Source organism: Paenibacillus sp. IHB B 3084, from assembly GCF_001447315.1.
Taxonomy (GTDB): domain Bacteria; phylum Bacillota; class Bacilli; order Paenibacillales; family Paenibacillaceae; genus Paenibacillus.
Map to the genome: position 1 here is coordinate 4,403,310 of NZ_CP013203.1, position 23,294 is coordinate 4,426,603.

A 23,294-nucleotide genomic window follows, 5' to 3' on the forward strand; every position below is an offset into this window, starting at 1 on the left:
AAAGCAAATGAATTAGGAAACGTTTCCGAAAAATAATATGTCACAATTTTTACACATTGTCAAACCAAATTCATACAAAAAGCACTTGATTTTTGTGTGAATATAATCACTTGTTACTACAGCGCTATATTTGGGCTATCGCTTTGACTAAAGAGATTTTGTGAATTTTTTAAACAAAGAAGCAATGATGAAGAAACTACTTCAATTTTTAAATACTCGTTCTATGGTATAATATCAATACAGAGATTTTATTGTTGAAAGTCAGAAAACGATTCCGACCGTGAAAGGATTTTGGGTGTGCCAGATCAAAAAAAAGTAACCATAGAGGATGTAGCCAAGCGAGCAGGGGTCGGTATTGCGACTGTCTCCAGAGCTATTAACGATAGTGAGGGCATCAGCCCGAGAACGAAGGCATTGATTTTGCAAGTGATTGAAGAAATGGGTTTTACGCCCAATACCTCGGCTCAGAGCCTGAAGGTTCGCCAAACACACCAAATTGCGTTGGCGGTGCCGGATATCCGTAACGCGATTATCCCTGAGATCGCTTGGTCCGTGGAGCAAGCTGCCAAGCAGCATGGTTACCGTGTCGTGCAAATTAATACCGCCGGAAATGCCAGAATGGAGCTTGAAACGGTGCGGGAGGTCAAGAAGCTGCATGTGGACGGACTTATTATTATGCCACTGGCGTATCCCAAAATGCTGGTGGATCTGATCAATAAAGCCAGCGTTCCGGTGTCCATCATTAACTACGGCAAAAAGCTGGGCGAAGACGTCAAAGCCGATATTGTCAGTCTGGCCCGACAAGAGGGACGGCTTGTGATGGAGCATTTGCTTAAAATCGGTCGAACGAGAATTGCTTATGCAGGCGCTGCGAAGGACAAAATCGAGGAAAGATACTTTGCCTATGAGCAATTTCTCCCGCATGTGGATATTTCTCTTGTTTATTTTGGCGATGATTTCTCCTTTGAGACGGGATTGCGTGCAGCCGATTATTTTTATAGCTTGAAACACATGCCGGATGCCATTTATGCGGTTAACGATATGGTAGCGATAGGAATCGTGAATCGATTTAAGGATTTGGGTGTAAAAGTGCCGGAAGAGGTAGCGGTGGTCGGCATTGATAACAATTTATGGGCTACGGTAACAACGCCGCAGATCAGCTCTGTTTCCATTATGGGAGAAGAGGTGGCACGATTGGCTGCGGAGCTGCTGCTCAAGCGGATTCAGGATCAGACACCGGGCGATTACGAGCGTGTGCAATTTGAGCCTCGTCTGATCGTGAGGGAATCGAGCGTCTCCGTGATCCGTAAGCCTACGGTTGGACGTGACGCGTAGAAGTCTAGATGGAATCTTCCTATCGTTATAACGATGGATGAACGGTCGCAAGCGTAGTAGGATATGGGTGGATTTTGGGCAATCATAACTACCATTGTTTGTTCGGACAGGAGAGTGAATTCATGTCAAAAGGTAGCGTGTTCGTTTCTGTAGCTTGTACTGCACTATTGCTGGCTGTAACCGTAGGTTGTACAACCAATCCGGTGGAAAAGCATGCTGACGCTGCGCCGCCGTCTGGAGCAAGTGCCGGGAAGCCCAAGCAAACTGCAGCCAATACGCAGCATACCCGGCAAAGTAAAGAGGAGCTGGTGCTTTCCTTTTATAAGGATTCATCCCTCAGTGATGAAGCAAAAGTACGTCACATGACGGACCATTTAGCAGGAATCCAATGGGGAAAGATGAACGAAATCAATGAACATCTAAGCCTGGAAATCATCGAATATCTGTATAGGCAGCGCGCTTTTATTCCATCGGAAAGTTTTCCAAATGTGATCCGAGCTTCTGAAGGATTGGATGGAGCTTTAAGCGAAAGCTATGCTGGTCTTATGGGAGATTTGTTTACAAGAGACAGAACTGCGATGACTCGAGCATTGGCAAATATGGACAAAACCAACCGCACACAAGGTATAGGAAGCATCGGGTATGCTCTCAGCTATAGAGAACCAAAGGAAGTCAAGAAAGAGATTCAACAATGGCAGGCAGGACAAAAGCTTACTACGGCAGAGAAGGATGTCATTCGAGCCTTGTTCGTCAAGCTGGATAATCCGTATTGATGCTCAAATAGTGATGACCACATGCATAGAGGAATATATTGAACAGCCGCGTCTCTACGGGAGGAGCGGCTGTTTGTGCTGTTTTTTTACATTCTGCCATGTATGATCGGGATAAGCGTTAGTAGAAGCAGTGGTTTCAGATGTTCATCTAACAACGGGTTCAAATGGTCGGGTGATCCTGATCCGAGCGCAAGCGTTTGATATCACTAATTGGAGGCAGGCCGAACAAGTGGGCGTATTCGCGGCTGAATTGTGAGGGACTCTCGTAACCTACCTGAAAACCGACATCTGCCGCATCCGCTGATTCGGATAACAACAGGCGGCGGGACTCTTGTAGACGTAATTGTTTTTGATATTGCATTGGGCTCATAGCCGTAACCTCTTTAAAATGACGATGTAGTGACGAAGGACTCATATTCGCTAGTTTGGACAATTCCTCAATACGCAACGGCTTATCATAATCCTGCTTAATCCGCTTTATGACTTCTGCGATTCGGTTGGAATGGCTGCCGGTCATGACCAGTTGTTTTAAGGATTCCCCCTGATTACCCTGTAAAATCCTATACAGTATCTCACGAATGACTAATGGAGCTAGCACCGGAACATCCTGCGGGATTTCCAAAAGATGCACTAGCCTTACCACGGCATCCAGCAGTAGAGAGTTAGTTTGGCTTACATACAAGCCTCGTCTGGAATCAGGCATTGGGCTTGTGGGAAAAGCAGATTCCTTGATCAGGTCCAAAACCTGATGCGGATCAAAATTGAGCCGGAGGCACAAATAAGGAACTTCTGCTGACGCTTGGATGACCTGCCCGGATATCGGCAAATCCACCGACACGACAAGGTAGTCGGATGTGCCGTAATGGTAACTTTCCTCTGCGAGCATCACGACTTTTCTGCCTTGTGCCACAATACATAAGGCAGGTTCATGGACTTGATGTATCGGAACGGTTGTATTTGAACTTCGGACGAAGTGAAGCGAAGGTATGGCTGTAGCGAGAACTCCGTCCTGATTTGAAAATCGTTCTATGAGCCTTGCCAACTCGGCTTGTTTTTCCATGGTAGAACCCTCTATTTTGGTTGCCCCCATCATGACACATCCCTTCTTTGCAAAGCAGTCCGTTTTCATTTTCAGTAGTTTATTACATATTAAGGGTCTTTGGAGGATTAGGCAATTATTTGCTCTGATTCTTCTACCAGCTCAAAACATCATCGTCTCATAATAAGGGTACAGAAACAACGCCAAATCAACAGATGAAGCACGTGATCAGAGGCAAAGTGCCTACACAGGTAGCTACATTGTGGAAGGTAACCATATCGAGTATGTGGACGACACCGGGTTTACGGCAGATGGCGAATTTGAGGATGGTGTTCTGTATCATGCAGGGATGTTTTTCAGTCAGCTTTTAAACTAAAGGAGGAATAAGCATGTTGGATATTAAAGGGAAAGTCGTAGCTATTACGGGGGCAAGCAGTGGGATCGGTGAAGCTACTGCCCGTTTACTTGCTCACCATGGGGCTCATGTGATATTAGGGGCCAGACGCACAGAGCGATTGGAGGCTCTGACATCCGAGATTCGTTCTAACGGTGGATCGGCTGATTATCAGCAACTAGATGTGACTAAGAGGGACCAGATGGAAGCGTTCATTAAGTACGCGGAAAAAACATTTGGGCGTGTGGATGTAATTTTGAACAATGCGGGAGTGATGCCTCTTTCAAAATTAGAAGCCCTGAAGGTAGAGGAATGGGATCGCATGATTGATGTAAATATACGGGGCGTTCTGCATGGGATTGCGGCAGGGCTTCCGATTATGAAAAAGCAAGGATTTGGTCAGTTTATCAATATCGCCTCTATTGGCGCGTATAGTGTAACCCCGACTGCAGCGGTGTATTGCGCTACGAAGTATGCGGTTCGGGCGATTTCTGAAGGATTGCGTCTGGAGGTGGGGGGAGATATTCGTGTGACGCTGGTATCGCCGGGAGTAACCGAATCTGAGCTTGCTGACAGTATTTCAGATGAAGAGGCCCGGCAAGGAATGAAAGAGTACCGTCGCATTTCGATTTCGCCTGATGCCATTGCCCGTTCTATTCTGTATGCCATGGAGCAGCCAGCGGATGTAGATGTTAATGAAATTATTGTCAGACCCACGGCAAGCCCGAATTAACGCCATGGCATCCATGATTCCCCTTTCTACTCAGATCATTTTTCCCTCCATCCTTTATGGATGGGGGGTATTTATAGGATAAGAAGGACCATCATTCACACCACAGAGTGTAAAAAAGCTGTGCCTTTATAATAAGCGGGTTTACTTTTACAAATGTTTGTGATAACTTTATTTCGACAAACATCGAAATTAAGATTAGACGTAGAAGGGGGCTGAACAGGGTGAAAGATGCTACAGATATGCAGCAAGCTGTAAAAATATATAAAGCGCTGGGCGAACCGACTCGTCTCAAAATAGCATTTTTGCTGAAAGAGGAAAGTGACCAATGCTGCTCTGTTCTGGGTGAGAAGCTGAACAGTGTTGCAATTTCAACGTTATCGCATCATCTGAAGCAAATGGCAGAATCCGGACTGCTGACGTTCCGTAAAGAGGGAACCTTTATTTATTACAGCCTGGATGTTGAAGTAGCGAAGAAATATGCCCCATACCTGATGATATAATTTTTTTAGTCTTAATTTCGATATTTGTAAAAATATAAAAATATAATAGAAAAGAGGCGTTATATAAAATGCAGAGCACGTGGAAAGTATACATTTTGGCAATTATCAGTTTTTTGGTAGGCACATCTGAATATATTATCTCAGGAATTCTGGATCAAATTGCAACTACAATGGGAATTACGGTGGCTGCCGCAGGTCAGTTAATTACAGTGTTCTCCCTTGCTTACGCTATTGGCACGCCGATTCTGATGGCAGTCACTGCTAAAATGGACAGACGTAAACTGCTCCTGTATTCCCTCGGATTGTTCGCAGTTGCCAATCTGCTCTCCTTTGTTCTGCCGGGTTTTGGCATGTTTATTGCCGCACGTATTCTCATGGCACTCGGGGCGGGGATGGTCGTGGTTACAGCACTAAGTATTGCAGCGAAAATTGCTCCAGCCGGCAAGCAGGCCAGCTCCATTGCTACGGTCACCATGGGTTTTACAGCCTCGCTAATTATTGGTATTCCGCTTGGCAGAATGATATCTTCCGCATATGGATGGAAAACCGTATTTCTCGGCATCGCTTTGGCAGGGATTATCGCCCTGATTGTTATTGCTATGACGATTCCCCGTATAAAAGGAGATAAACCTGTCCCCTTACTGCAACAGTTTGCTCTTCTAAAAAAGCCCGAAGTCGCTTTGGGATTAGGCATTACCTTCTTTTGGCTTGGAGGTTATTCACTTGCATATACTTATATCTCACCATACTTGCTGGATGTATCAGGTGTAGGAGAGGATATGCTGAGCATCGTATTACTCGCCTTCGGGATTGCCAGTCTGATCGGGTCGAAAATCGGTGGATACAGTGCAGATAGAAAGGGCATTCCCTTTACGTTATTCGGAGGCATGGTGCTGCATATGATTTCGTTGCTCTTACTTCCTTTTGCAGCTCACTCCCTGATCGCAGTATTCGCTTTATTGATCCTTTGGTCGTTCGCAGCCTGGACATCGGGGCCGACTCAACAATATAATCTGGTCACTCTTGTACCAGAGTCTTCTGGCGTAATGCTGAGCCTCAATCAGTCTACGATGCAGCTTGCAATGGCAGCTGGAGCCGGAATTGGTGGCGTGGTTGTAGGTCAGGTTTCGCTGGCTTCCATCACCTGGTTTGGAGCAGCAGGGGTCGCTATCGCCATTGTGGCTACGTATTTACTTTCACGGAGATCCTCAGTTCAAACGCAAGTGAGTGTTACGGAATAAGGTATATAGGTAAGTAGATATAGTTGTACCTCTGAAATACAGATATAATAATGGAATTAGTGTTTCACAAGGAGAAATTAATGAAGAAAAAGATAAGGCAGATTGTCGTCGAAGGGCAAACTTATGAATATTTACTGAATCATCATTTTGTGAATGGTCAAAGCATTAATGTATTAAAAGTTTTTTGGGAAGGGAAAAAGATTGCACCACTCTTGGTTACCTTTTTGACATGGAATGATCCCATTGGAGGTAGTCCATTGGCTACAGGTGTCGAACTGTATCATCATAGGAGTGGAGTCTCGGAAATATATAATCTCAATTATCCGAAAATCGTTCGGGCATGGATTCTACATGGTTTAGAAAGCGGATGGACAGGAAAAGAAACATGGGAGATTGAAGACGCATTATCAACAATGATCGATATGGGCTATGAAGCACAATGGTTAAGACCCAAAGCATAAGAGAAGAACCCGACAATCGCGTCGGGTTCTTCTAGCGCCACAAAAAGTCCGCCTTTTTGAAGATCAGTCCAGCGAATCACATTGGGAAAAAGTCGTTCTACATATTCTCTGGGTGGACGCTCGTGAGCTTGAGTCGTTAAAGCTGCACCATGAGGAACAGAGCATTGTCGCCTGATCCCGGCCAACAGGTTCGTTGCAGTCTTTCTTTCAAATCCTGTATATCCTGACTTCCAATATTTAAAGAGAAAGGTTGAAGGTCCATTCATATCCTCCTCAGATGCTGTTTGCGGTTGCCTCTCTATGTAATTATGTGAGTGTTACCCAAAATGTTGCAGGTTGCAAACAGTTAGTGAGAAAGCTTGTTGAATCTATCAGGATTTGAATTTCTGCGCTATACGCTTCTTATTCTTTTGACGCCAAATCCATCTTTCGATAAAGTTTTTTTCTTTTCTTTCCTGAAGTGTTTCCTTCATACCCTTGATGAGAAATTCGGATCTGCGCTTGTCATTTCTGCTAATCTCGCGCAGTTCCTCAATAAATTTATTGTCCATGTCCGCATCTCCGTTAGTTCAGGATTATACAATGTGCCAAGCTAGATTATACAGAACATATGTTCCTTTTTCAAGTCTGTTACGTGTTTATGAAATCATAGAACGATTTTGTGAAATGGTAATCCCAGGCCCAAACCAATTCTTCCAGTGGACATAAGCTAGAATTGGAAAGGAGGAATTACAACATGATCAGCAAAGCATTTGTATCTCAAACGTATCCGCGTCTTACCGTCTTTGGTGAAGAAAATTTTCGGGGGGCCAGCAGAGTATACACGGGAAATTTAGGTATTCGTGATCCGTTCTCGATGGCATAAAGAGCCTGCGTTTCTTTTCTACAAGCAGCGATGCTACACTGGTACTCTTTACCCGCACACGGTTTAAAGGTAATTTTCAAGTCTTTAGAGGCAATCGCCGCTTCGCCGACCTGGATGATCTGATTCGTGGAAATGATGTAGAATCTCTTATCTCTACCAATCAACGTTTGATGTTGCAGCAAATCCGTAATATCCGCAGTACCGGGAAACTTCCATCCGGCTATCGTTTGATCTAACGACCTCCCTTTCGACTTAAGGAACATTTTACAAGACTGTTTCAGGAGCTTGCAAGTTTCGGGCTTCCGGGGCAGTCTTTCTATTTGTACACGCGACTTACATACTTGAATGATGAGAGGAACTGTACGAGAGAATAGGGGGTTTATAGTATACTGAGGACATACAAATTACATAATTACGTATTTTAAAGTTCAAATCAGGGAGCATTTTTGTGTAGGAGGAATCTATGAGTCTTTCAAAGCTGGAGTATTTTGTGTCGGTTGCTGAGCTCTCAAGTTTTACCCAAGCAGCTAAAAGGCATTATATTTCGCAAACCGCCATCAGTCAGCAGATCGCCTCTTTGGAGAAAGAACTTAGTATCAAGCTGTTTGATCGCACTGTAAATCCTATTAAGTTGACCGAAGCCGGAGCGGTGTTTTACAAGGATGTTCAAGCGATGCTGAGCCAATATCAGAATGCTATTAAAAAGCGCAGCATATCTATAAAAATCAAAATCGCATCCTGACCATAGGCTACTCCAGTCTCTATGAAATCCAGCTCATTTCGGATATCGCTGTCAAATTTCAAGAGCTGCACCTGGATGTAGAAATTACATTTATCAAGAAAAATATTGACGATCTGGTGGAGGCTTTGAGCAATGGGGCCTGTGATGTTGCTTTCACCATGGACTGTGCTTTTGACGAGAATAACAAGAAAATCAAACAGTATCCGGTATTTAAAGGCAGCATGCTCTTGGGCGTGGGGAAAAAGCATCCGAAAGCGAATCAGAAGACCATCGAATCCAAAGAGCTTCAGCATGAAAAAATTATTTTTCTGAGTGAAGAGCCTTCCTCTGTAGCTTTGAACGGAATGATCGAAAATTGCCGTGCGGACGGCTATGAGCCATGTGTTATTGAGAAGGTTTCAACGCTGGAAACGCTGATTCTATTAGTAGAGCTGCATAGAGGTGTTGCCTTTTTCCCCAATGTGCCCCAAGTCACCCAGGATAACAGAATCTCTTATCTGTCCATTACGAACTCGCCGCATCAATTTCAAATTGTCGTGGGATATCCGTCCAAATCCTTGAATACATTAACGGAAAGCTTTCTATCGTACGTGAAAGAGACCGTTGTATAGTAGACTCTCGTATATAGCAGATGTGTTGGGCCTCATAAGTTAAACTTATGAGGTATAATTATTTTATGTTATGACCAGACGGAGCCTTGATTTAAAATCAAGATAACAAGTCGAACTTAGGTTTGTGAAAACAATTACTAAATGATAGAGCGTAAAACAAAGGAGCTGTTGGACATGGCGAATGTACAAGGGAAAACAATTATTACAGGAGCAGATGGACAATTCGGAAGCAGTGTGGCTAAAGGAATTCTCAAAACTGTAGCACCGGAGAACCTTATTTTTACAAGCCCTAACCCAGAAGCTTTGGATGAATATAAAAATTAGGCGTAGATGTGAGAAAAGCGGATTTTAACAGCGTGGAATCTATTAAAAACGCTTTTGAAGGCGGGGAGCAATTCTTTCTGGTTTCGATGCCGATTATTGGAGAAGAACGGGTGCAAATGCACAAAAATGCGGTAGACGGTGCAGTAGCGGCGGGCGTAAAGAAAATCGTGTACACGTCCTTTTTGGGTGCAGGTGATGACGAAAACCCCGCTTTGGTTACCGTAGACCATCGTATTACCGAAAAATATATTCAACAATCCGGCCTGAAATGGAACTTCATGCGTGACAGTCAATATTTTGAATCCTTGCTTCGCTATGGATTGCCGGATGCCTTGAACAAGGGTGAATGGATTTTCAATTATGGAGATGGAAAATGCGCGTTTATTTCGCGTGAAGACTGTGCCCAAACGGCCGTAGCACTGTTGTTAGGTAAGGGAGAAGATAATACGACCTATGATGTTACAGGTCCGGAGCTGCTTTCAGCCGATGATATTGTGCAGATCACGACCGAAATTACAGGCAGACCGCTTCGTTTTGTAAATAAAACGGATGAGGAAATGTATGCATTGTGGGATAGTCTGGGTGTACCGAGAAACACAGATCAAGGGATGAAAAATTCGCCTATTCCTTGGTGTAGTGATGATATGGTAACGGGCGGCCGCGCTTTGCGTGAAGGTCTGATGGCGGTGCTCAGCGATGATGTGGAGAAATTGACGGGTCAGAAGCGCAAAACCATCCGGGAAATGATACAACAAGCTTATGATCGCGGTGAATTTTGATTCGGTAGAACAAGCATGTGAAATGTGCCAGAGAACCCCTTCGAGGAGCCTCTGGTTTTTTGTTTTCGTTTGAATAACCTTTATTGTTTTGTTGAAAATATTTTCAATTTGCTTGGTGGATTTGGAGCAAATAGATTCCCACAGACCATAAGGGCAAGAATGAGGACGAAACAAAAATATCCTCTTGATAGAATGAGATACATCACATATCAGGAGGCTATTACATGAACAAAATACAGCAATTTAAAGCACTTCACACATCAGAGGAACTGTTGTTTTTGGGGAATGCGTGGGACTTGTTATCTGCCGTGGCTTTGGAGAAGGCAGGCTTTCAGGCGATTGGCACGACGAGCTGGGGGATTGCGAATACGCTTGGATTGTCCGACGGGGAGCTTATTGATTTTGACCAGCATATAAGGATTATTCAGACGATTGCAGATCATGTCCAGATTCCGGTGTCGGCAGATATTGAGGCAGGGTATGGGGAGGACACAGCAACGATTGTCGAGCATGTTTTAAGGACAGCAGATGTGGGAGTCGCAGGGATTAATATTGAAGATTCATTAAAACAGCAAAAGGGACTTCGAGAAGTGGTTCTGCATAGTAACCTTCTGTCCAAAATAAGAGCAGCACTGGATGCTCATGGATTTAACGATTTTTTTATAAATGCAAGAACGGATACATATTTACAAAAGGATGTTCCGCTTTCCGAAACGATCGAACGAGCAAAATCGTATGTGGAGAGTGGAGCGAGCGGAATTTTTGTTCCGGGGTTGAAGGTTGATGAAGAGATCAGGGAAGTGGTACATCAGGTACATGCTCCGCTTAATCTTTTATCCTTGCCGGGGCTGACGAATACCCGTAAGGTTCAGCAATTAGGAGTGAAACGGTTTAGCTTTGGCAATGCATTTTCGGATCATATCATTACTGCTTTGAAAAAGAACGCTGAGCAACTGATAGAGCTACAAGATACTTCGCATTTATATGCGTGAGGATGAACTTTAGAAAGGACAGGATATTCGATCATGGCTGAAATCAATCTTTCTTTTGAAGAAATGTGGGAGAAAATTATGGCGTGTGATCGTAAATATGACGGGTTGTTTTTTACCGCGGTGAAAACAACCCGAATATACTGCCGACCTTCCTGTCGATCCAAAAAGCCGAAAAAAGTAAATGTTGAGTTTTATGATGACATCGATACTGTGGAAAAGGCGGGGTTTCGTGCCTGCAAAAGATGTCAACCTCATATTGATCATTCACCGTATATCAGGCTTGTCCAGACTGTGGTTACCTTCCTGGTCAATCACTATAAGGAACGACTGGTACTGCAGGATATTGCGGATTATGCTGGAGTAAGTCCCTTTTATCTGGACCGAATCTTTAAACAGGAAACCTCAGAAACCCCGCGTACCTATCTGGAAAAAATAAGAGTGGATAAAGCAGCTTATCTGCTTAAAAGTACCGATTGTACCAATCTTGAGATTTGCTATGAGACGGGCTTTCAAAGTCCTTCGAATTTTTATAAGGCATTTCGCTGTTTGAAGCAGTGTTCCCCTAGTGAATACAGGAAGCTGAACAGGTGAATAGATGCTGTAGATCTATAGACACAGGAGGTTGTTATCCTTTTATGAGCAGGCTATATTTATTGAATTATGCATCCCCGATTGGAGAGATAGAAATATGGGGCACAGATGAGGCCGTCCATTCTATCATGTTCTCTGATCGGGATACATCAACTACCACGATGCTGGACGAGACTTCACACCCCGTTTTAGAGGCGTGCGCTAGTCAGCTTGACGAGTATTTTAAAGGTACGCGCTATGAGTTTACGTTTCCTTATGCTTTTGAGGGCACAGATTTTCAGAAAAATGTATGGGATGCTTTGGTGAAAGTAGGCTACGGTGAAACAGCGGCCTATAAAGACATTGCCTCTTCGATTGGAAATGAAAAAGCCATTAGAGCTGTAGGCAGCGCCAATGGGAAAAACAAGCTGAGTATCGTGATTCCATGCCACCGAATTATTGGTTCCAACCAGAAATTAACGGGTTATGCGGGGGGCTTATGGAGAAAGGAATGGCTACTCAGGCATGAGAATCAATTCAAGGAGCTAAATATGAATATGTAACAACAGCAAAAAAAGTAAGACACAATATCCATAATTGTCATCAGATGGAATTAACTTCATCTAACCCTATGCTATGATTTACCAAAAAGAAAGATTCAAAAAGGGGAAATAAGGATGAAGTTCAGAAGGACTATATTTTTATTTATGTTTTCAACGATGCTCATGGGTTTGTTTGCTGTAGGAACAGAAAGAGCACATGCAGACAATTCTATGGTACTAAGAGATGGAAACAAGCTTATACTTATACTTGATGATGGTAACGGGATCAACAAAGAGTTTAAATTTAATATGGACTATAGTATTAAGCAAGGTACTCCAATTCGTTTGTACAGCAATCTTACTGAAATTTTCCCCGGAGATTTTTCGGTTGATTATGCTAATTCTACGATAACAATTTCGGATACTCACGCAGCACCTTATCCAGGATCAAAGAATTATATTGAGTTTCCGATTGAACCAGACATGGAATGGTCTGCCGGAAAAATGTGGGGTGTAGCTCTTCCTAATGGAGATGGTCTGAGTCGTACTTTCAAAATAAAGACCCGCAATGTGATTAAAGAAGGCACCAAGACCCATTTAATTATTGACAATACGCACTTTTCTCCTTCTGATTTCACAGTTGATTACGTAAACAAAACACTAACGATTGAAAATAAAGCACCAGCACCTCCTTTTGGGGCGAAAATTGAATTTTACTACAATAAATTGGACACCATCGACACAGAGCCCTCCGATAAATTCTCAATAATATCATTTTTCCGTGATCCAAGAATCATTCAGCTTGAAGCGGAATCCAAAATGGCTCCAACGGTCAGTGAACCAGTGGCTGCTCCATCTGTTGATGAGCCGAAAGTAACGCAGCCCGTTATCGAGTCTAAAGAAGATCAAGCTGTAGATGAATCACCCGAGATTCCTTTGTCTATACCGTCTGGAGAAAGCTTTCCGGGTACGTTTACGATCAATTCTTCGGGTACTTCGTTTACAGTTCGTTTGAAGATGAAAAATATTCAGCCCACGTACACTTCCTACGTTATGGTGAAAAATTCGGAAGAACAGTTGGTTAAACGCATCCAGTTCGATCCGGAAACAACGTTTAGCTACCCTTTGAGCAACCTGAACTTGTCTACGGGCGGGTACTACTTTTATATTAAAATGATGGATCAGTCGGGCAATTCGGCAGCGTCTGTCCCCCAGTTTATTCCCGTAAATAATAACAAAGCTCAGGTTTTGGTGTTTATTGATGGGAAGCTGCAACAATATGAGCAGCCTGCGACTTCGATTAGCGGAAGCATGCTGGTGCCGTTTCGTACTGTTTTTGAGGCGCTTGGAGCGAAGGTGAAATGGGATGGTGCTACGAAGACCGTTACCGCGACCAAAGGGAATACAACGATCAAGTTAAGCGTAGGCTCCAGAGATGCCTATATCAATGGTAAGTTAGTGCGTCTCAATGCGGCGCCGAGATTAATTAACGGCAAAGTGATGGTTCCTATCCGCTTTGTAAGTGAGGCGCTGGGAGCCAAGGTGAAGTGGAATATTGCCGCTCAGAGTGTTGTGATCTTTCTTGCCCCGCAACAGGTTTTAACAACAAATGAAAGTGAACAATTAATGGATGAAGACGAGGCCAACACTGAGCCACAATCGAAGCCTGCCATACTGAACAATATATCCAATACCATCACCAAATCTTCTGATATCGTATTCGTTATTGATGTTACGAGTAGTATGACCGGAACGCTGGATTATGTAAGACAGAAGGTTAAAGGCTTTGTTGATTTGGTTCCATCAGGCTCCCAATTTGCCGTTGTTGCATTTCGGGACATTAATTTAACAGCAGATAAAGATTTGGAGTATTTTGATTTTACGGCGGATAAGAGCAAGTTAAAAGGGAATTTGAATACGTTACGTCCTTCTGCTGGCGGGGATCTGAAAGAATCCGGGCTGGAGGCCATCCAGCTGGCTGTAAGTAAATTTTCCAAAAGCTCTAATTCCAAAACCATCATATTCATTACAGATGCACCCGTACATGATAAAATACAGCGCTGGGTAAAGCCCGTTTTTCAGTGGACGAAATAAACGAGCAATTACAGAAAAATGGCGTTATTTTTAATGCGATAGTTCCTGCAAGCGGACTGGCCAATAAACAAATGAAAAAGCTCGTAGATAGCAACAAAGGAACCTTGTATGATATTAAGGATGCTAAGCTGAATTTAGCGAAGTAGGTTTGTCCAAACCATAATAAAGCCGTATAAAGGGAGCTGATGTCAGGCTCCCTTTTGCTATCATAAGCAACCTGTGATGTAAGAGTTCTAAATGGCTGAAAGCTCACTCTCCGTCACCCATTTATGATTTTTGACAGGCTCTCCTCCTGTAGTCGGCGTATAATCTACCATATATACGGTCGTTGGCTCCGCGGAATCAATGGTAGCCTTGGCCCCATCCATCCCCTTCATATGATCTGCTGCCAGGATAACTTCCGTGCCCGGTGCATAGGGCTCGCTGCCCGCATCTTTAATCTCTTCATGAATAACCCACTTATGTTTAGTCACTTTTTCCCCTCCAGTGGTTGGAGTATATGAAACCGTATAAGCAGTAGTCATATAAGCACCAATAATCGTGGCAGTAGCGCCGTTCATGCCTGCCATATGGTCAGCTCGGATGATCGCTTGGCTGCCAACTTTGAAGGCTGGATTGGGGTGATTAAAAATAGACAGGTGTGCCTGATATTATGGAGCTAGTGAAATATGAGATCAAAGGAGTCGCCGGATGGAGGCCACTGAAAAACATGGTTCTTACAGATAGCTGAAAGAGAATCCATTAAAAAGACGACATTCATTCCTTTATTTTTGAATGAGATGTCGTCTTTTTTTTGCTTCCTCATGTCTACGAGTGCTCCTCTTTTTAGCTCATCAACTTCAAGATCCGCTTCAGATTCACCGCGAAAATCGCCATCGCTCCTTGCATTTCCATGCCAATCAGACCCGAGGAGGATGCCACATCATACCCGTGTCTGTGCTTGAGTTCACTGTTCTTGGCTTCAATTTTGTATCGCTCTTTGGCCTTGGTCTTAAAGACCTCACTCTCCTGAAATACGGCTTGAGCCAGATGTTCGTCGCTTTTTATACTTACAGAATACGTCTTGCTTTTTGCCCCGTCCTTGTAGCAGCCTTCCCGAAGAAGGCATCGCTTGCATGTTTCTACGTCAAAGTAATAGGTGTCGGTTTGGTTTTCTCCTCGGCCTTTTTTCCCCTGCCGCGCCCGGCGAGTTGCCAGATGACCAGCCTTGCACACATACATCCCTGCATCTTTATTGAACTCAAATTCGTCTTCCTTCTTTCGGTTTCCCTGAGTAATCAAAGGATGTAGTTTTGCGACCAGTTGGATGTTTTCTTGTGCACTGTAGGCGAGGTTATCTTTTTCTGAATAGGCTGCATCTCCAATCACCGTTTCCACTTTCATTCCTACCGCCTTACTTTTTTCAATCAAGGTTTGGAGTTGCTTGCCGTCGTGTTTTTCCCCGGTGGTAATTGTTGCCGCTGTTATGATTCGCTCTTCACTCATAGCGATGTGGGTTTTGTAACCAAAAAACGAGAAGTCCACACTTTTGTGACCCCTTTTGGCATCGGGATCCGCAGACGTTTGCAGATGCTCCACATCGTCGGTGACGGTTTCTTTCAATAAATTCAACGGTTCTGTAACCTTCGGCAGTCCGGTAAATCGCCCATCCTGTTCAATCACAGCGACCAGTTGCTGGCTATACTGGATTTCATCTTCTAGGACATCCGTGGCGGGTTTGGCGGGAAACTTACTTTTCATGGATTCATCCAGCGTGTAGATGGCCTTTCTGAGACGCTTGGAACGTTCCCGTAGCACGGCTTGCGGTGTTTTTTCAGTGTAGCGGGCTTGGGTATGAGTTGCGTCCACAATAATAGATTTACTGTGAATAACGCCTTTTTCGATGGCGATTTCCACCGTTTTGCCGATGAGCAAATCTAACAACTTCATACCTTTGAGCCGTAATTTGCGAAACTTGGTGAGTAGACTGGGATCAATGACAGCTTCTTCTGGAGCCATATGCAGAAAAAACTTGAATGACAAATCCGTTTTTGAGCGCTCAACCAGGTCGATGTCAGACAAGTCAAAGATGGACTTGAGTAGCAAATATTTAAACATCCGAACCGGATCTACAGCTGTACGTCCGTTGTCATGACAATAGTTGTCATGCAGTTCCTCATACACAAAGCTAAAGTCCACCAGTTCGTCCATTCTCCGCAACATATGATCTTTGGGGATGAGTACATCGTAAAGTGCTGTATACGGACTCAACAAAAAGCTCTGCTGTTTCGGGAGCACAGGGATCACCAACCTTGGATAAGATACTTCAATTATACCGAAAAAAAGAGACAGACTCTTCAAAAAAATGAGGAACTGTCTCTTTTGGTGAGCTGGGAGACTTTTTCAGTGGCCTCGCCGGATGCGGTCCTTTTTTGTTATGGAGAAGATGTGTTATCAAATATTGTTGACAGTTATCAAAATATCATTGTAATATTTATAAACACATAAGATTACTCGGAATTTGATTGGATTGCAGCATTCTAACTTAACAAAAAGCAGATGATATTAGGGGGAGAAATCGAAATGAAGAAAAAATGGGTTCCATTTATACTGCTGGTGGGAGCAGTCGCACTTTTTATCTCTGGCTGTGGCAGTAAGAATACGACGGGAAATGCTGCGAGTGAAGAAAAGAAGACACTGCATATCAGTTTTAATCCAGGTCCTTATAGTGATCAGTTCAAGAATGGAGTGGCTCCGTATTTGGAGAAGAAGGGCTACAAGATTACATATAAAGAATTTACAGACGGCGTTCAGCCCAATGTAGCTGTGGCTAATGGTGATATTGATGCTAATGTGTTCCAGCATTCACTCTATCTGGCTTCTATGAATAAGCGGGAGAATATTGATCTGGTTGGAGCTGTGCAGGTTCCGACTCCACCGATGGGATTGTACTCCAGCAAGCATACCAGCCTTGACGAAGTCAGCGACGGTGCTCAAATCAACCTGCCGAACGAGCCAGTCAATATGCTGCGTGCGCTGAATATTTTAAAAGAAGTGGGCTGGATTACGTTAAAGGATAATATTGATCCACTGCAAACATCGGTGAACGACATCACTTCTAATCCGCATCATTTGCAATTTGTGGCTACTGACCCGGCACAGGGACCACGCGCACTGGAGGATGTTGATTTTGCTGCTATTCAGGGGAACTTTGCCGTTTCGAATGGAATGAAGCTGACCTCGGCATTACAGCTTGAAAATATGACAGACCCATTCACGAACGTGGTGGCTGTGGATAGCAAGAACAAGGACAAGCCATTCGTCAAAGACATTATTGAGGGGTATCATTCAGATGAATTCCAAAAGTACATCAAATCGAATCCGGTTTATGAAGGCTATAAGCTGCCAAGCTATTTTAAATAATATGGGGTTACTGTCTTCTGCGGGCTGACACTGTCAGCCTGTATCTTATGGATAAAAGGTGGCAATGAACGTGATTTTTTCATCCTCTGATCTCGTTAAGGCTCTGCCTGACAACTATTTTAGCGTCATTGACGACAAAGTGAACCTGTACAAAAGCAAATTAATAGATGTAATCAATTTGGCAGCCGGCAACCCGGATCAGCAGACACCGGCGCATATCATCAGCGCTTTGAAGGAAGCAGTTGATCAACCGATAAATCAGGGCTACCCGCCTTTTCACGGGAAAAAAAGCACACTGGAGGCAGTCGCCGCGTTCTATAAACGGGAGTATCAGGTGGAGCTTGATCCCGATCGGGAGGTTGCCGTATTCAACGGCTCCGCCATAGGGGTAATGGGGATTCCGCAGGCATTGCTAAATCCCGGTGACTGGTTGCTGACCACCGACCCGGCGTACCCGCAATATGTTTCCGCTGCTGCGCTGGCAAGAGCCCATATCCATACGATTCCGCTCCATGAAAAGGATGGATTTTTGCCTGATTATACATCGGTGCCGGAAGAAATCGCCCAACAGGTCAAATTGCTCATTCTGAATTATCCGAACAATCCGACTGGGGCTGTAGCTACTACAGATTTTCTGACGAAGACGTTGGACTATGCCGCTGAGCACCGTTTTCCGGTTATGAACGATTTTGCTTACGGTGCCCTTGGGTTTGGGGGGCATAAGCCGCTCAGTCTATTGCAAATCCCCGGCGGCAAGGAATATGGTGTCGAGACGTATACGGCTTCCAAAACGTACAACATGGCTGGCTGGCGCTTCGGCTTTGCTGTTGGAAACGCGTCTGTTATCGGTGCGCTCAAGCATTATCATACACATGCTTACAGCACTGTTTTTGGAGCGGTGCAGGATGCGGGTGCTGTGGCATTACTGGGTTCGCAGGAGCCGGTGCGGGAACTGGCGGCATTATATGAGCGGCGACGCGATGTTCTCATTGCGGCGTTGCGTGGTATTGGCTGGGATGTAGCCGCACCCAAAGGAACTTTTTTCGCCTGGTTCAAGGTGCCTGAGGGCTATACCTCCGCTTCTTTTGCGGACTTTTTATTAGACGAGGCCCATGTTGCAGTGGCTCCCGGCGAAGGTTTTAGTCGTGCCGGAGCATCCTATGTGCGGGTGAGTCTGGTGAACAGTGAAGAACGGCTACTGGAGGCGGTGCAGAGAATCGCCGCAACGGGCATTTTTAAAAAATAAACTAAAATGCAAGGAATGTATGGAGGGAGCGAGAAACGAACTTTGAGTATAGCCATTATCGGAGCCATGGAAGAAGAAATAGCAGGTTTGAAAGCGCAGATCGAAGGGATAAGCATGACCCGGATCGCGAATGGAATTTTTTATACAGGCCGCCTTCAGGGCAAAGAAGTTGTACTGCTGCAATCGGGAATTGGTAAAGCGAACGCGGCCTTGACTACGGCGCTGCTGATTGAGCGCTTTAACCCGGAGCTTGTCATTAATACCGGGTCTGCTGGCGGGCTTGATCCAGCGCTTCGTGTTGGGGATGTCGTAGTGGCGACCGAGCTGACTTACAGCGATGTGGATGGAACGGCGTTCGGCTATACATACGGGCAGGTGCCGCAGATGCCGGCAAGTTATCCGGTGGAGCAAGCGCTGCTTGATTTTGCGACAGAAACACTGGTAGAGACCAAGATTGAGGGGCGGATCGTTACTGGTCTGATTACGACGGCAGACTCCTTTATCTACCAGGCTGAGCGGGCCCACTTTATTCGCAGCCAGTTTCCTGAAGCCAAGGTGACGGATATGGAAGGGACGGCGGTCGTCCAGACAGCGTACCAGTTTGGTATTCCGTTTCTGGCCGTTCGTTCTCTGTCTGATCTTGCCGGAGCAGAAGCGGCGGGTTCCTTTAATTCCAATCTTGACCTAGCTGCGGCCAACTCGGCAGCAGTGGTTGTGGCTCTTGTAGCTGCATACGATAGAGCCAAGCTATAGTATATTCAGAAGCGCTTTTTTTTCCGCTCGTTCCCATCGTGTATGGTCAACGTATTTTGTTTGTCGTGCTTTTCGAAAGACCGTTAATGGCTATATCTGCTGTGACAGTTGTCCGCAAATTTGTACACCCAACTCGCAAGCCTGGGCGAACTGCCTGGAAACCGCCTCCAGTTTCTCGGGAGGAACCATAATTTTAGCCATGATTTCTACCTCGGATGATTAAAATAATTACATATATTTTAGTGAATATAGCAGACATTAGAAAAAAGAAGGGGATTTAAAGCAAAAATAAGTCGTTTGTACGAGTTCATGAGGAACAATAAGCGAGAAAGGTAGGAATAGGGACGTAAAAAGCCACTCTTTTCAAAATGGAGCTTTCCATCTGACAGAGTGGCTCTCTTGATTAGAATTAGAACCCATGTATAATGTGCGCCGCTTCAGTTTTATTTTAGAGGAACCTGCTTGGACAGCTTTTCGAACTGCTGCAAGTGAGGTGTGATCTTGGCGGTGATTCCTTTAAGATATTTGATAGCTGCTTGTCTTTGACGTTCTTTGGCGGCTGTATCTTCCGGGAACATGGAGTATTCCTTTTGGATGGAGCCATTTTGATAGCTTACAGAAAAAAGCTCTCCATTTTGCCACCTTTGGACTAAATTCTGATTACTGTGCAGGATGTTTAGCACTTCATTGCCATTTTTGTAAGTGAAGCTGTAATCTGGATCAGCGACAGCGTGGATTACTTTGTAGCCATTTTGTAATCCATTTTTCTGAAAGGCACCTACCTGGATCTCATTCGAACGTATCGTTCCGTCCATTTGAGTTACTTTTTCAGTCTGCGTACCCTTGCCGCTCATATTGTCATTGCTCCATGAACCGTTGTATACGACCTTATGGATTTGTCCGTCTGCATCGGTGTACTGATTGATATACTTTCCAGTACCGGAACGCTTACCATTCACAAAATCGCCTGAATACTGCTTGTTTTCACTCCATTTGATCGTACCGCGTCCGTTCGGCTGACCGTTCTCAAGCTCTCCGTAGTAAGTAGTCTGCCCGGATAGTTGCACCGTTTCCTTAATAGCAGACGCGCTCGCCGCAGGCACACTGGCAAATAGCGCTCCAGCTATCAGCGATACGGATATCATGACAGGCAGGGACAGGGCCACACCTTTTTGCGAAAATTTTTGCATCATGATTTCTCCCCTCTCGAATTTTGTACTTGATGAAATATAGTTTAATATATATTGAGAATTATAGGAAATCACAAAGAGAATAACAGGTAATGAGGAGGAGCATACATGAACTTACCTGAACATGGGAGTGAGGATGTGTCGAGCATTCTTGCATTGGACTTAGAACAGGAGCCTGTCCAAACTATAAACGGTATCCATAAAGTGGAGCCTGATTCACATACGTACTGGCTGATTGACGTTGAATTCAGTGGGTTTACGATGTCGGATGAAGAGATTTTGCAATGGTTTCAAGGTTACATCGTGTATGGATATGTCCATGATTTACAGATTTGGACCAGTGTGGGCCGCAGGCAGGAAGAGGAGTGCCGTTATGATAAAATCTGTATTTGTATGGATGTATTCGATAACGTAGAAATGCAGATTAGTCTGGACGAAGCCAAAATTGCAGAATTTATGAATACCCTGTAGGGTGTTGGATGAGTAAGGGAGATGTGTTGTGGATAAAAAGGCAAAGAAAATACTGATGAACACATTCTGGTCCTCCAGCGGCTGGAAGCAGGAGCGGGGATCTTTTTCGGGTGAGGATTTTGAATATGCCAAAAGCAAGGGCTTGATGTTCGATCCGATCACCATTACACATAACGAGATTATAAATAGGTTACATGAGCTGCACCAGCAAAAGGCTACAAAAGAACGAGTGGCAGCAGCATTTTTGCATAGTCTTTCCACGAAAAAGGTTCATATACGAAGCGCCTTATCGAGCTGGGCATTAACCGCAAGGCTTCCTTTGCACACCTATGGTGAGCGGCCTGTCGTCCTGCCCAATTACAGTAGCTGTGGGGATTGTAATTTTAATAAAATGATGTCCGATAAGGAATACGTCAATGAAGATTTGAATGTACTAAATTTTGAACGAATCAAATGGGGCGGTATTCGTCTGAACCACCTTCTGTATTGCTGGATGGACCTTGAATTGTTCAGTCAAGAAGAGGATGTTCAGGTTTCCGATAAGGATCTGGCTATACTTCATAACATGCTCGAAGCTGTTCATAACTGTGATGCTCAAAGCAGTGCACGTCAATTGGAAAAGCGCTGGAAGGATGTGTTTCCATCCAGCAAAAACGAGCGTGATGTAGTCATGGAGGTGTGGGGATATGCCGGACTGCTGGTCCCACAGGACACGCCTCGTAAACGACAGAACGGCAATCATGATTTTTATTCCGTAGCAGTTTGGCAAGGAGATGACGGATACTCGCAGGAGGCGTTGGACTATTTCTTCGGTACGTTTTTATAGAGAAAGTGAATCGTTACGCCACATCTTGATCATGACGGTTCCTCAAACAACAAACGTTCTTCTTCCCGACTATGAATGGCATTGACAACCAGAAGCGCGTGGAACTGCTGAAGAACTTCAGGCGTAAGCCCTTCTTCACGGATCCCGGCTTTGAGCTCTTTTACAATGATTCGGAGCAGATCATGATCCCGTGTAAGTTTGACGACAGCCTCCTGCAGTTCCGGTTTTTTCTCGACCATTTCCTGATAGAATCCTTCCTCTTCTGCATCAGCATGGCTGAGAATGCGGGTTTCCCAATATTCGATCAAGTGGTCGGCAGCCTGGCGCGCCACCTTGAATTCTTTTGCTTCGAGTAATTCCTCTACTTCTCTCGTCTTATCTAGAGCGCCAGATAGCCCGCCTTGATGAATGGCATGATGAGCATGCAGTTGACGTAAAGAAGGTCCTCCCATAACAGTTCATCCTTTCTTTGTTCCCTTTTTTAGTACAGTATAGCATAAGAAAATAGCGTTATTTTTCCGGTTAGGATTTTCCCCCCTAAGGAAAAGGGAACTCCCTAATTGGTTCGATTTCATATAATACTTAGAATGAAGTTAGAAGATAAAACTCAATCTTGGGGGAATGGATGATGAATCGATTAACCGAAATAACTGACATAAAAAAGATTGTGAAAAAAGGATCAAGGGTTTGAAGGGGATGAGCAGATACATACCCAATCAACATGGAGCCTGGGCCATGCTCATTCTTCCATTTTTATTTGGTTTAGCTGCTTCTCGAGGGGATCTCATTCATATACCCCTATTTGTGTGCTGGTTTTTTATCTACTTATTCAGTTTTCCTGTCCTCCAATGGATCAAAACAGGCAGCAGTGAAAGATACCGCAAACCCGCCGTTGTATACGGAGTGATATTACTTCCTTTGTTAATTTCACTGATATGGTTTGAGCCTGCCTTGATCTGGTATGGAGTTCTTCTATTGCTTTTTTTATGGCTAATATTTATTTTGCAAAAACGAAAAATGAACGTGCTTTACTCAATGACATTGTTGCAATTCTACTCTTTTGTTCTTTTATATACCCCGTTATTTATATGGGGGGAGGAGAGGATTGGAGAGTAGCAACAGAGCTATTCTTGCTTTTGGTGCTTTACTTTATCGGAACTGCTTTGTATGTCAAAACGATCATTCGTGAAAGAAAAAATATACGTTACCATTATGCTTCCATCATCTATCATTTGGTGATTTTGTTGTTTGCTACTTGGTTAAAGTTACCTCTGTTTGTTCCTTTTTTGATTTTTTTGATACGGGCCATATGGCTTCCTAAACTCGGATTAAAGGCAAAACAAGTTGGCATGGCGGAAATTGGATTTTCAATGATGCTCTATGTTTTTGTGTTGTTTTTATACTTCTAAAA

Annotated in this window: 25 protein-coding genes and 4 pseudogenes; 22 read left to right on the plus strand and 7 right to left on the minus strand. The window is 44.2% G+C overall.

Features of this window, described 5'->3' with window-relative positions:
- Positions 1-297: 297 nt before the first annotated feature.
- Both ASL14_RS20650 and ASL14_RS20655 read left to right on the plus strand, forming a co-directional pair.
- Positions 298-1,335 (plus strand): LacI family DNA-binding transcriptional regulator, encoded by a 1,038-nt coding sequence (locus ASL14_RS20650; RefSeq protein ID WP_134913269.1) that lies wholly within the window; start codon positions 298-300, stop codon positions 1,333-1,335.
- 122 nt (positions 1,336-1,457) lie between these two features.
- The gene (locus ASL14_RS20655; RefSeq protein ID WP_134913270.1) at positions 1,458-2,108 is read left to right on the plus strand and encodes a hypothetical protein; all 651 of its coding nucleotides are present in this window, start codon (positions 1,458-1,460) and stop codon (positions 2,106-2,108) included.
- Positions 2,109-2,268: 160 nt separating this feature from the next.
- Here the strand turns inward: ASL14_RS20655 and ASL14_RS20660 are convergent, their stop codons facing one another.
- Entirely contained in the window at positions 2,269-3,198 is a 930-nt protein-coding gene (locus ASL14_RS20660; RefSeq protein ID WP_134914595.1) for an AraC family transcriptional regulator, read from the minus strand.
- 163 nt (positions 3,199-3,361) lie between these two features.
- Between ASL14_RS20660 and ASL14_RS20665 the strand changes: the two are divergent.
- The 5 genes and pseudogenes from ASL14_RS20665 to ASL14_RS20685 all read left to right on the plus strand — a co-directional run.
- Positions 3,362-3,523: pseudogene (locus tag ASL14_RS20665) on the plus strand (Atu4866 domain-containing protein); the annotation flags it as partial.
- A 13-nt stretch (positions 3,524-3,536) separates the two neighbouring features.
- Complete coding sequence (locus ASL14_RS20670) at positions 3,537-4,274, plus strand: SDR family oxidoreductase (protein ID WP_134913272.1); 738 nt, start codon at positions 3,537-3,539, stop codon at positions 4,272-4,274.
- A gap of 221 nt (positions 4,275-4,495) precedes the next feature.
- Positions 4,496-4,774 (plus strand): ArsR/SmtB family transcription factor, encoded by a 279-nt coding sequence (locus ASL14_RS20675; RefSeq protein WP_134913273.1) that lies wholly within the window; start codon positions 4,496-4,498, stop codon positions 4,772-4,774.
- A gap of 68 nt (positions 4,775-4,842) precedes the next feature.
- Positions 4,843-6,015 carry an MFS transporter gene (locus ASL14_RS20680; RefSeq protein ID WP_134913274.1) on the plus strand — a complete coding sequence of 391 codons (1,173 nt, stop codon included), beginning with the start codon at positions 4,843-4,845 and terminating at the stop codon, positions 6,013-6,015.
- 80 nt (positions 6,016-6,095) lie between these two features.
- Positions 6,096-6,476, plus strand: a complete 381-nt coding sequence (locus ASL14_RS20685; protein ID WP_044648966.1) for a hypothetical protein — start codon at positions 6,096-6,098, stop codon at positions 6,474-6,476.
- Here ASL14_RS20685 and ASL14_RS20690 read toward each other — a convergent pair.
- Both ASL14_RS20690 and ASL14_RS20695 read right to left on the minus strand, forming a co-directional pair.
- Positions 6,443-6,742 (minus strand): hypothetical protein, encoded by a 300-nt coding sequence (locus ASL14_RS20690; protein ID WP_134913275.1) that lies wholly within the window; start codon positions 6,740-6,742, stop codon positions 6,443-6,445. The genes ASL14_RS20685 and ASL14_RS20690 overlap by 34 nt on opposite strands.
- Before the next feature lie 105 nt (positions 6,743-6,847).
- On the minus strand, positions 6,848-7,027 hold the full coding sequence (locus ASL14_RS20695; protein WP_134913276.1) for a hypothetical protein: 180 nt from the start codon (positions 7,025-7,027) through the stop codon (positions 6,848-6,850).
- 185 nt (positions 7,028-7,212) lie between these two features.
- Between ASL14_RS20695 and ASL14_RS20700 the strand changes: the two are divergent.
- The 9 genes and pseudogenes from ASL14_RS20700 to ASL14_RS20735 all read left to right on the plus strand — a co-directional run bounded on the left by ASL14_RS20700 (position 7,213) and on the right by ASL14_RS20735 (position 13,995).
- A pseudogene (locus ASL14_RS20700) lies at positions 7,213-7,577 on the plus strand (hypothetical protein).
- Between the two features lie 227 nt (positions 7,578-7,804).
- Positions 7,805-8,083: a LysR family transcriptional regulator gene (locus tag ASL14_RS20705; protein ID WP_134913277.1), complete on the plus strand. Its 279-nt coding sequence runs from the start codon at positions 7,805-7,807 to the stop codon at positions 8,081-8,083.
- A gap of 44 nt (positions 8,084-8,127) precedes the next feature.
- Positions 8,128-8,694 (plus strand): LysR family transcriptional regulator substrate-binding protein, encoded by a 567-nt coding sequence (locus tag ASL14_RS20710; protein ID WP_237171648.1) that lies wholly within the window; start codon positions 8,128-8,130, stop codon positions 8,692-8,694.
- A gap of 174 nt (positions 8,695-8,868) precedes the next feature.
- On the plus strand, positions 8,869-9,018 hold the full coding sequence (locus ASL14_RS27480; protein ID WP_189338189.1) for a hypothetical protein: 150 nt from the start codon (positions 8,869-8,871) through the stop codon (positions 9,016-9,018).
- Positions 9,019-9,026: 8 nt separating this feature from the next.
- On the plus strand, positions 9,027-9,797 hold the full coding sequence (locus ASL14_RS20715; RefSeq protein WP_134913279.1) for an NmrA family NAD(P)-binding protein: 771 nt from the start codon (positions 9,027-9,029) through the stop codon (positions 9,795-9,797).
- 224 nt (positions 9,798-10,021) lie between these two features.
- Entirely contained in the window at positions 10,022-10,789 is a 768-nt protein-coding gene (locus ASL14_RS20720) for an isocitrate lyase/PEP mutase family protein (RefSeq protein ID WP_134913280.1), read from the plus strand.
- Between the two features lie 33 nt (positions 10,790-10,822).
- A complete protein-coding gene (locus tag ASL14_RS20725) occupies positions 10,823-11,380 on the plus strand; it encodes a bifunctional transcriptional activator/DNA repair enzyme AdaA (protein ID WP_187644808.1) in 558 nt (185 codons plus the stop codon).
- 44 nt (positions 11,381-11,424) lie between these two features.
- A complete protein-coding gene (locus ASL14_RS20730) occupies positions 11,425-11,922 on the plus strand; it encodes a methylated-DNA--[protein]-cysteine S-methyltransferase (RefSeq protein WP_134913282.1) in 498 nt (165 codons plus the stop codon).
- A 288-nt stretch (positions 11,923-12,210) separates the two neighbouring features.
- Complete coding sequence (locus tag ASL14_RS20735; RefSeq protein ID WP_223264071.1) at positions 12,211-13,995, plus strand: stalk domain-containing protein; 1,785 nt, start codon at positions 12,211-12,213, stop codon at positions 13,993-13,995.
- Between the two features lie 233 nt (positions 13,996-14,228).
- Here the strand turns inward: ASL14_RS20735 and ASL14_RS20740 are convergent.
- Together ASL14_RS20740 and ASL14_RS20745 are read right to left on the minus strand one after the other, a co-directional pair.
- Positions 14,229-14,612 (minus strand): annotated as a pseudogene (locus ASL14_RS20740) (YdhK family protein); the annotation flags it as partial.
- A gap of 208 nt (positions 14,613-14,820) precedes the next feature.
- On the minus strand, positions 14,821-16,272 hold the full coding sequence (locus tag ASL14_RS20745; RefSeq protein ID WP_134910922.1) for an IS1182 family transposase: 1,452 nt from the start codon (positions 16,270-16,272) through the stop codon (positions 14,821-14,823).
- Positions 16,273-16,557: 285 nt separating this feature from the next.
- Between ASL14_RS20745 and ASL14_RS20750 the strand changes: the two genes are divergently transcribed.
- The 3 genes from ASL14_RS20750 to ASL14_RS20760 all read left to right on the plus strand — a co-directional run bounded on the left by ASL14_RS20750 (position 16,558) and on the right by ASL14_RS20760 (position 19,396).
- Positions 16,558-17,397: a MetQ/NlpA family ABC transporter substrate-binding protein gene (locus tag ASL14_RS20750; RefSeq protein WP_134913283.1), complete on the plus strand. Its 840-nt coding sequence runs from the start codon at positions 16,558-16,560 to the stop codon at positions 17,395-17,397.
- A gap of 70 nt (positions 17,398-17,467) precedes the next feature.
- On the plus strand, positions 17,468-18,643 hold the full coding sequence (locus ASL14_RS20755; protein ID WP_134913284.1) for an aminotransferase class I/II-fold pyridoxal phosphate-dependent enzyme: 1,176 nt from the start codon (positions 17,468-17,470) through the stop codon (positions 18,641-18,643).
- Between the two features lie 42 nt (positions 18,644-18,685).
- Positions 18,686-19,396 (plus strand): 5'-methylthioadenosine/adenosylhomocysteine nucleosidase, encoded by a 711-nt coding sequence (locus tag ASL14_RS20760; protein WP_134913285.1) that lies wholly within the window; start codon positions 18,686-18,688, stop codon positions 19,394-19,396.
- 443 nt (positions 19,397-19,839) lie between these two features.
- On the opposite strand, the gene ASL14_RS20770 is transcribed toward ASL14_RS20760, so the two are convergent.
- A complete protein-coding gene (locus ASL14_RS20770) occupies positions 19,840-20,586 on the minus strand; it encodes an MORN repeat-containing protein (protein ID WP_134914596.1) in 747 nt (248 codons plus the stop codon).
- A 108-nt stretch (positions 20,587-20,694) separates the two neighbouring features.
- On the opposite strand from ASL14_RS20770, the gene ASL14_RS20775 reads away from it, so the two are divergent.
- Both ASL14_RS20775 and ASL14_RS20780 read left to right on the plus strand, forming a co-directional pair.
- The gene (locus ASL14_RS20775) at positions 20,695-21,057 is read left to right on the plus strand and encodes a hypothetical protein (protein WP_223264072.1); all 363 of its coding nucleotides are present in this window, start codon (positions 20,695-20,697) and stop codon (positions 21,055-21,057) included.
- 28 nt (positions 21,058-21,085) lie between these two features.
- Positions 21,086-21,883, plus strand: a complete 798-nt coding sequence (locus ASL14_RS20780) for a hypothetical protein (protein ID WP_134913286.1) — start codon at positions 21,086-21,088, stop codon at positions 21,881-21,883.
- Between the two features lie 29 nt (positions 21,884-21,912).
- Here ASL14_RS20780 and ASL14_RS20785 read toward each other — a convergent pair whose 3' ends face one another.
- Entirely contained in the window at positions 21,913-22,335 is a 423-nt protein-coding gene (locus ASL14_RS20785) for a hemerythrin domain-containing protein (protein ID WP_025682831.1), read from the minus strand.
- Positions 22,336-22,618: 283 nt separating this feature from the next.
- On the opposite strand from ASL14_RS20785, the pseudogene ASL14_RS29350 reads away from it, so the two are divergent.
- Positions 22,619-23,292: pseudogene (locus tag ASL14_RS29350) on the plus strand (YwiC-like family protein).
- Positions 23,293-23,294: the final 2 nt, after the last annotated feature.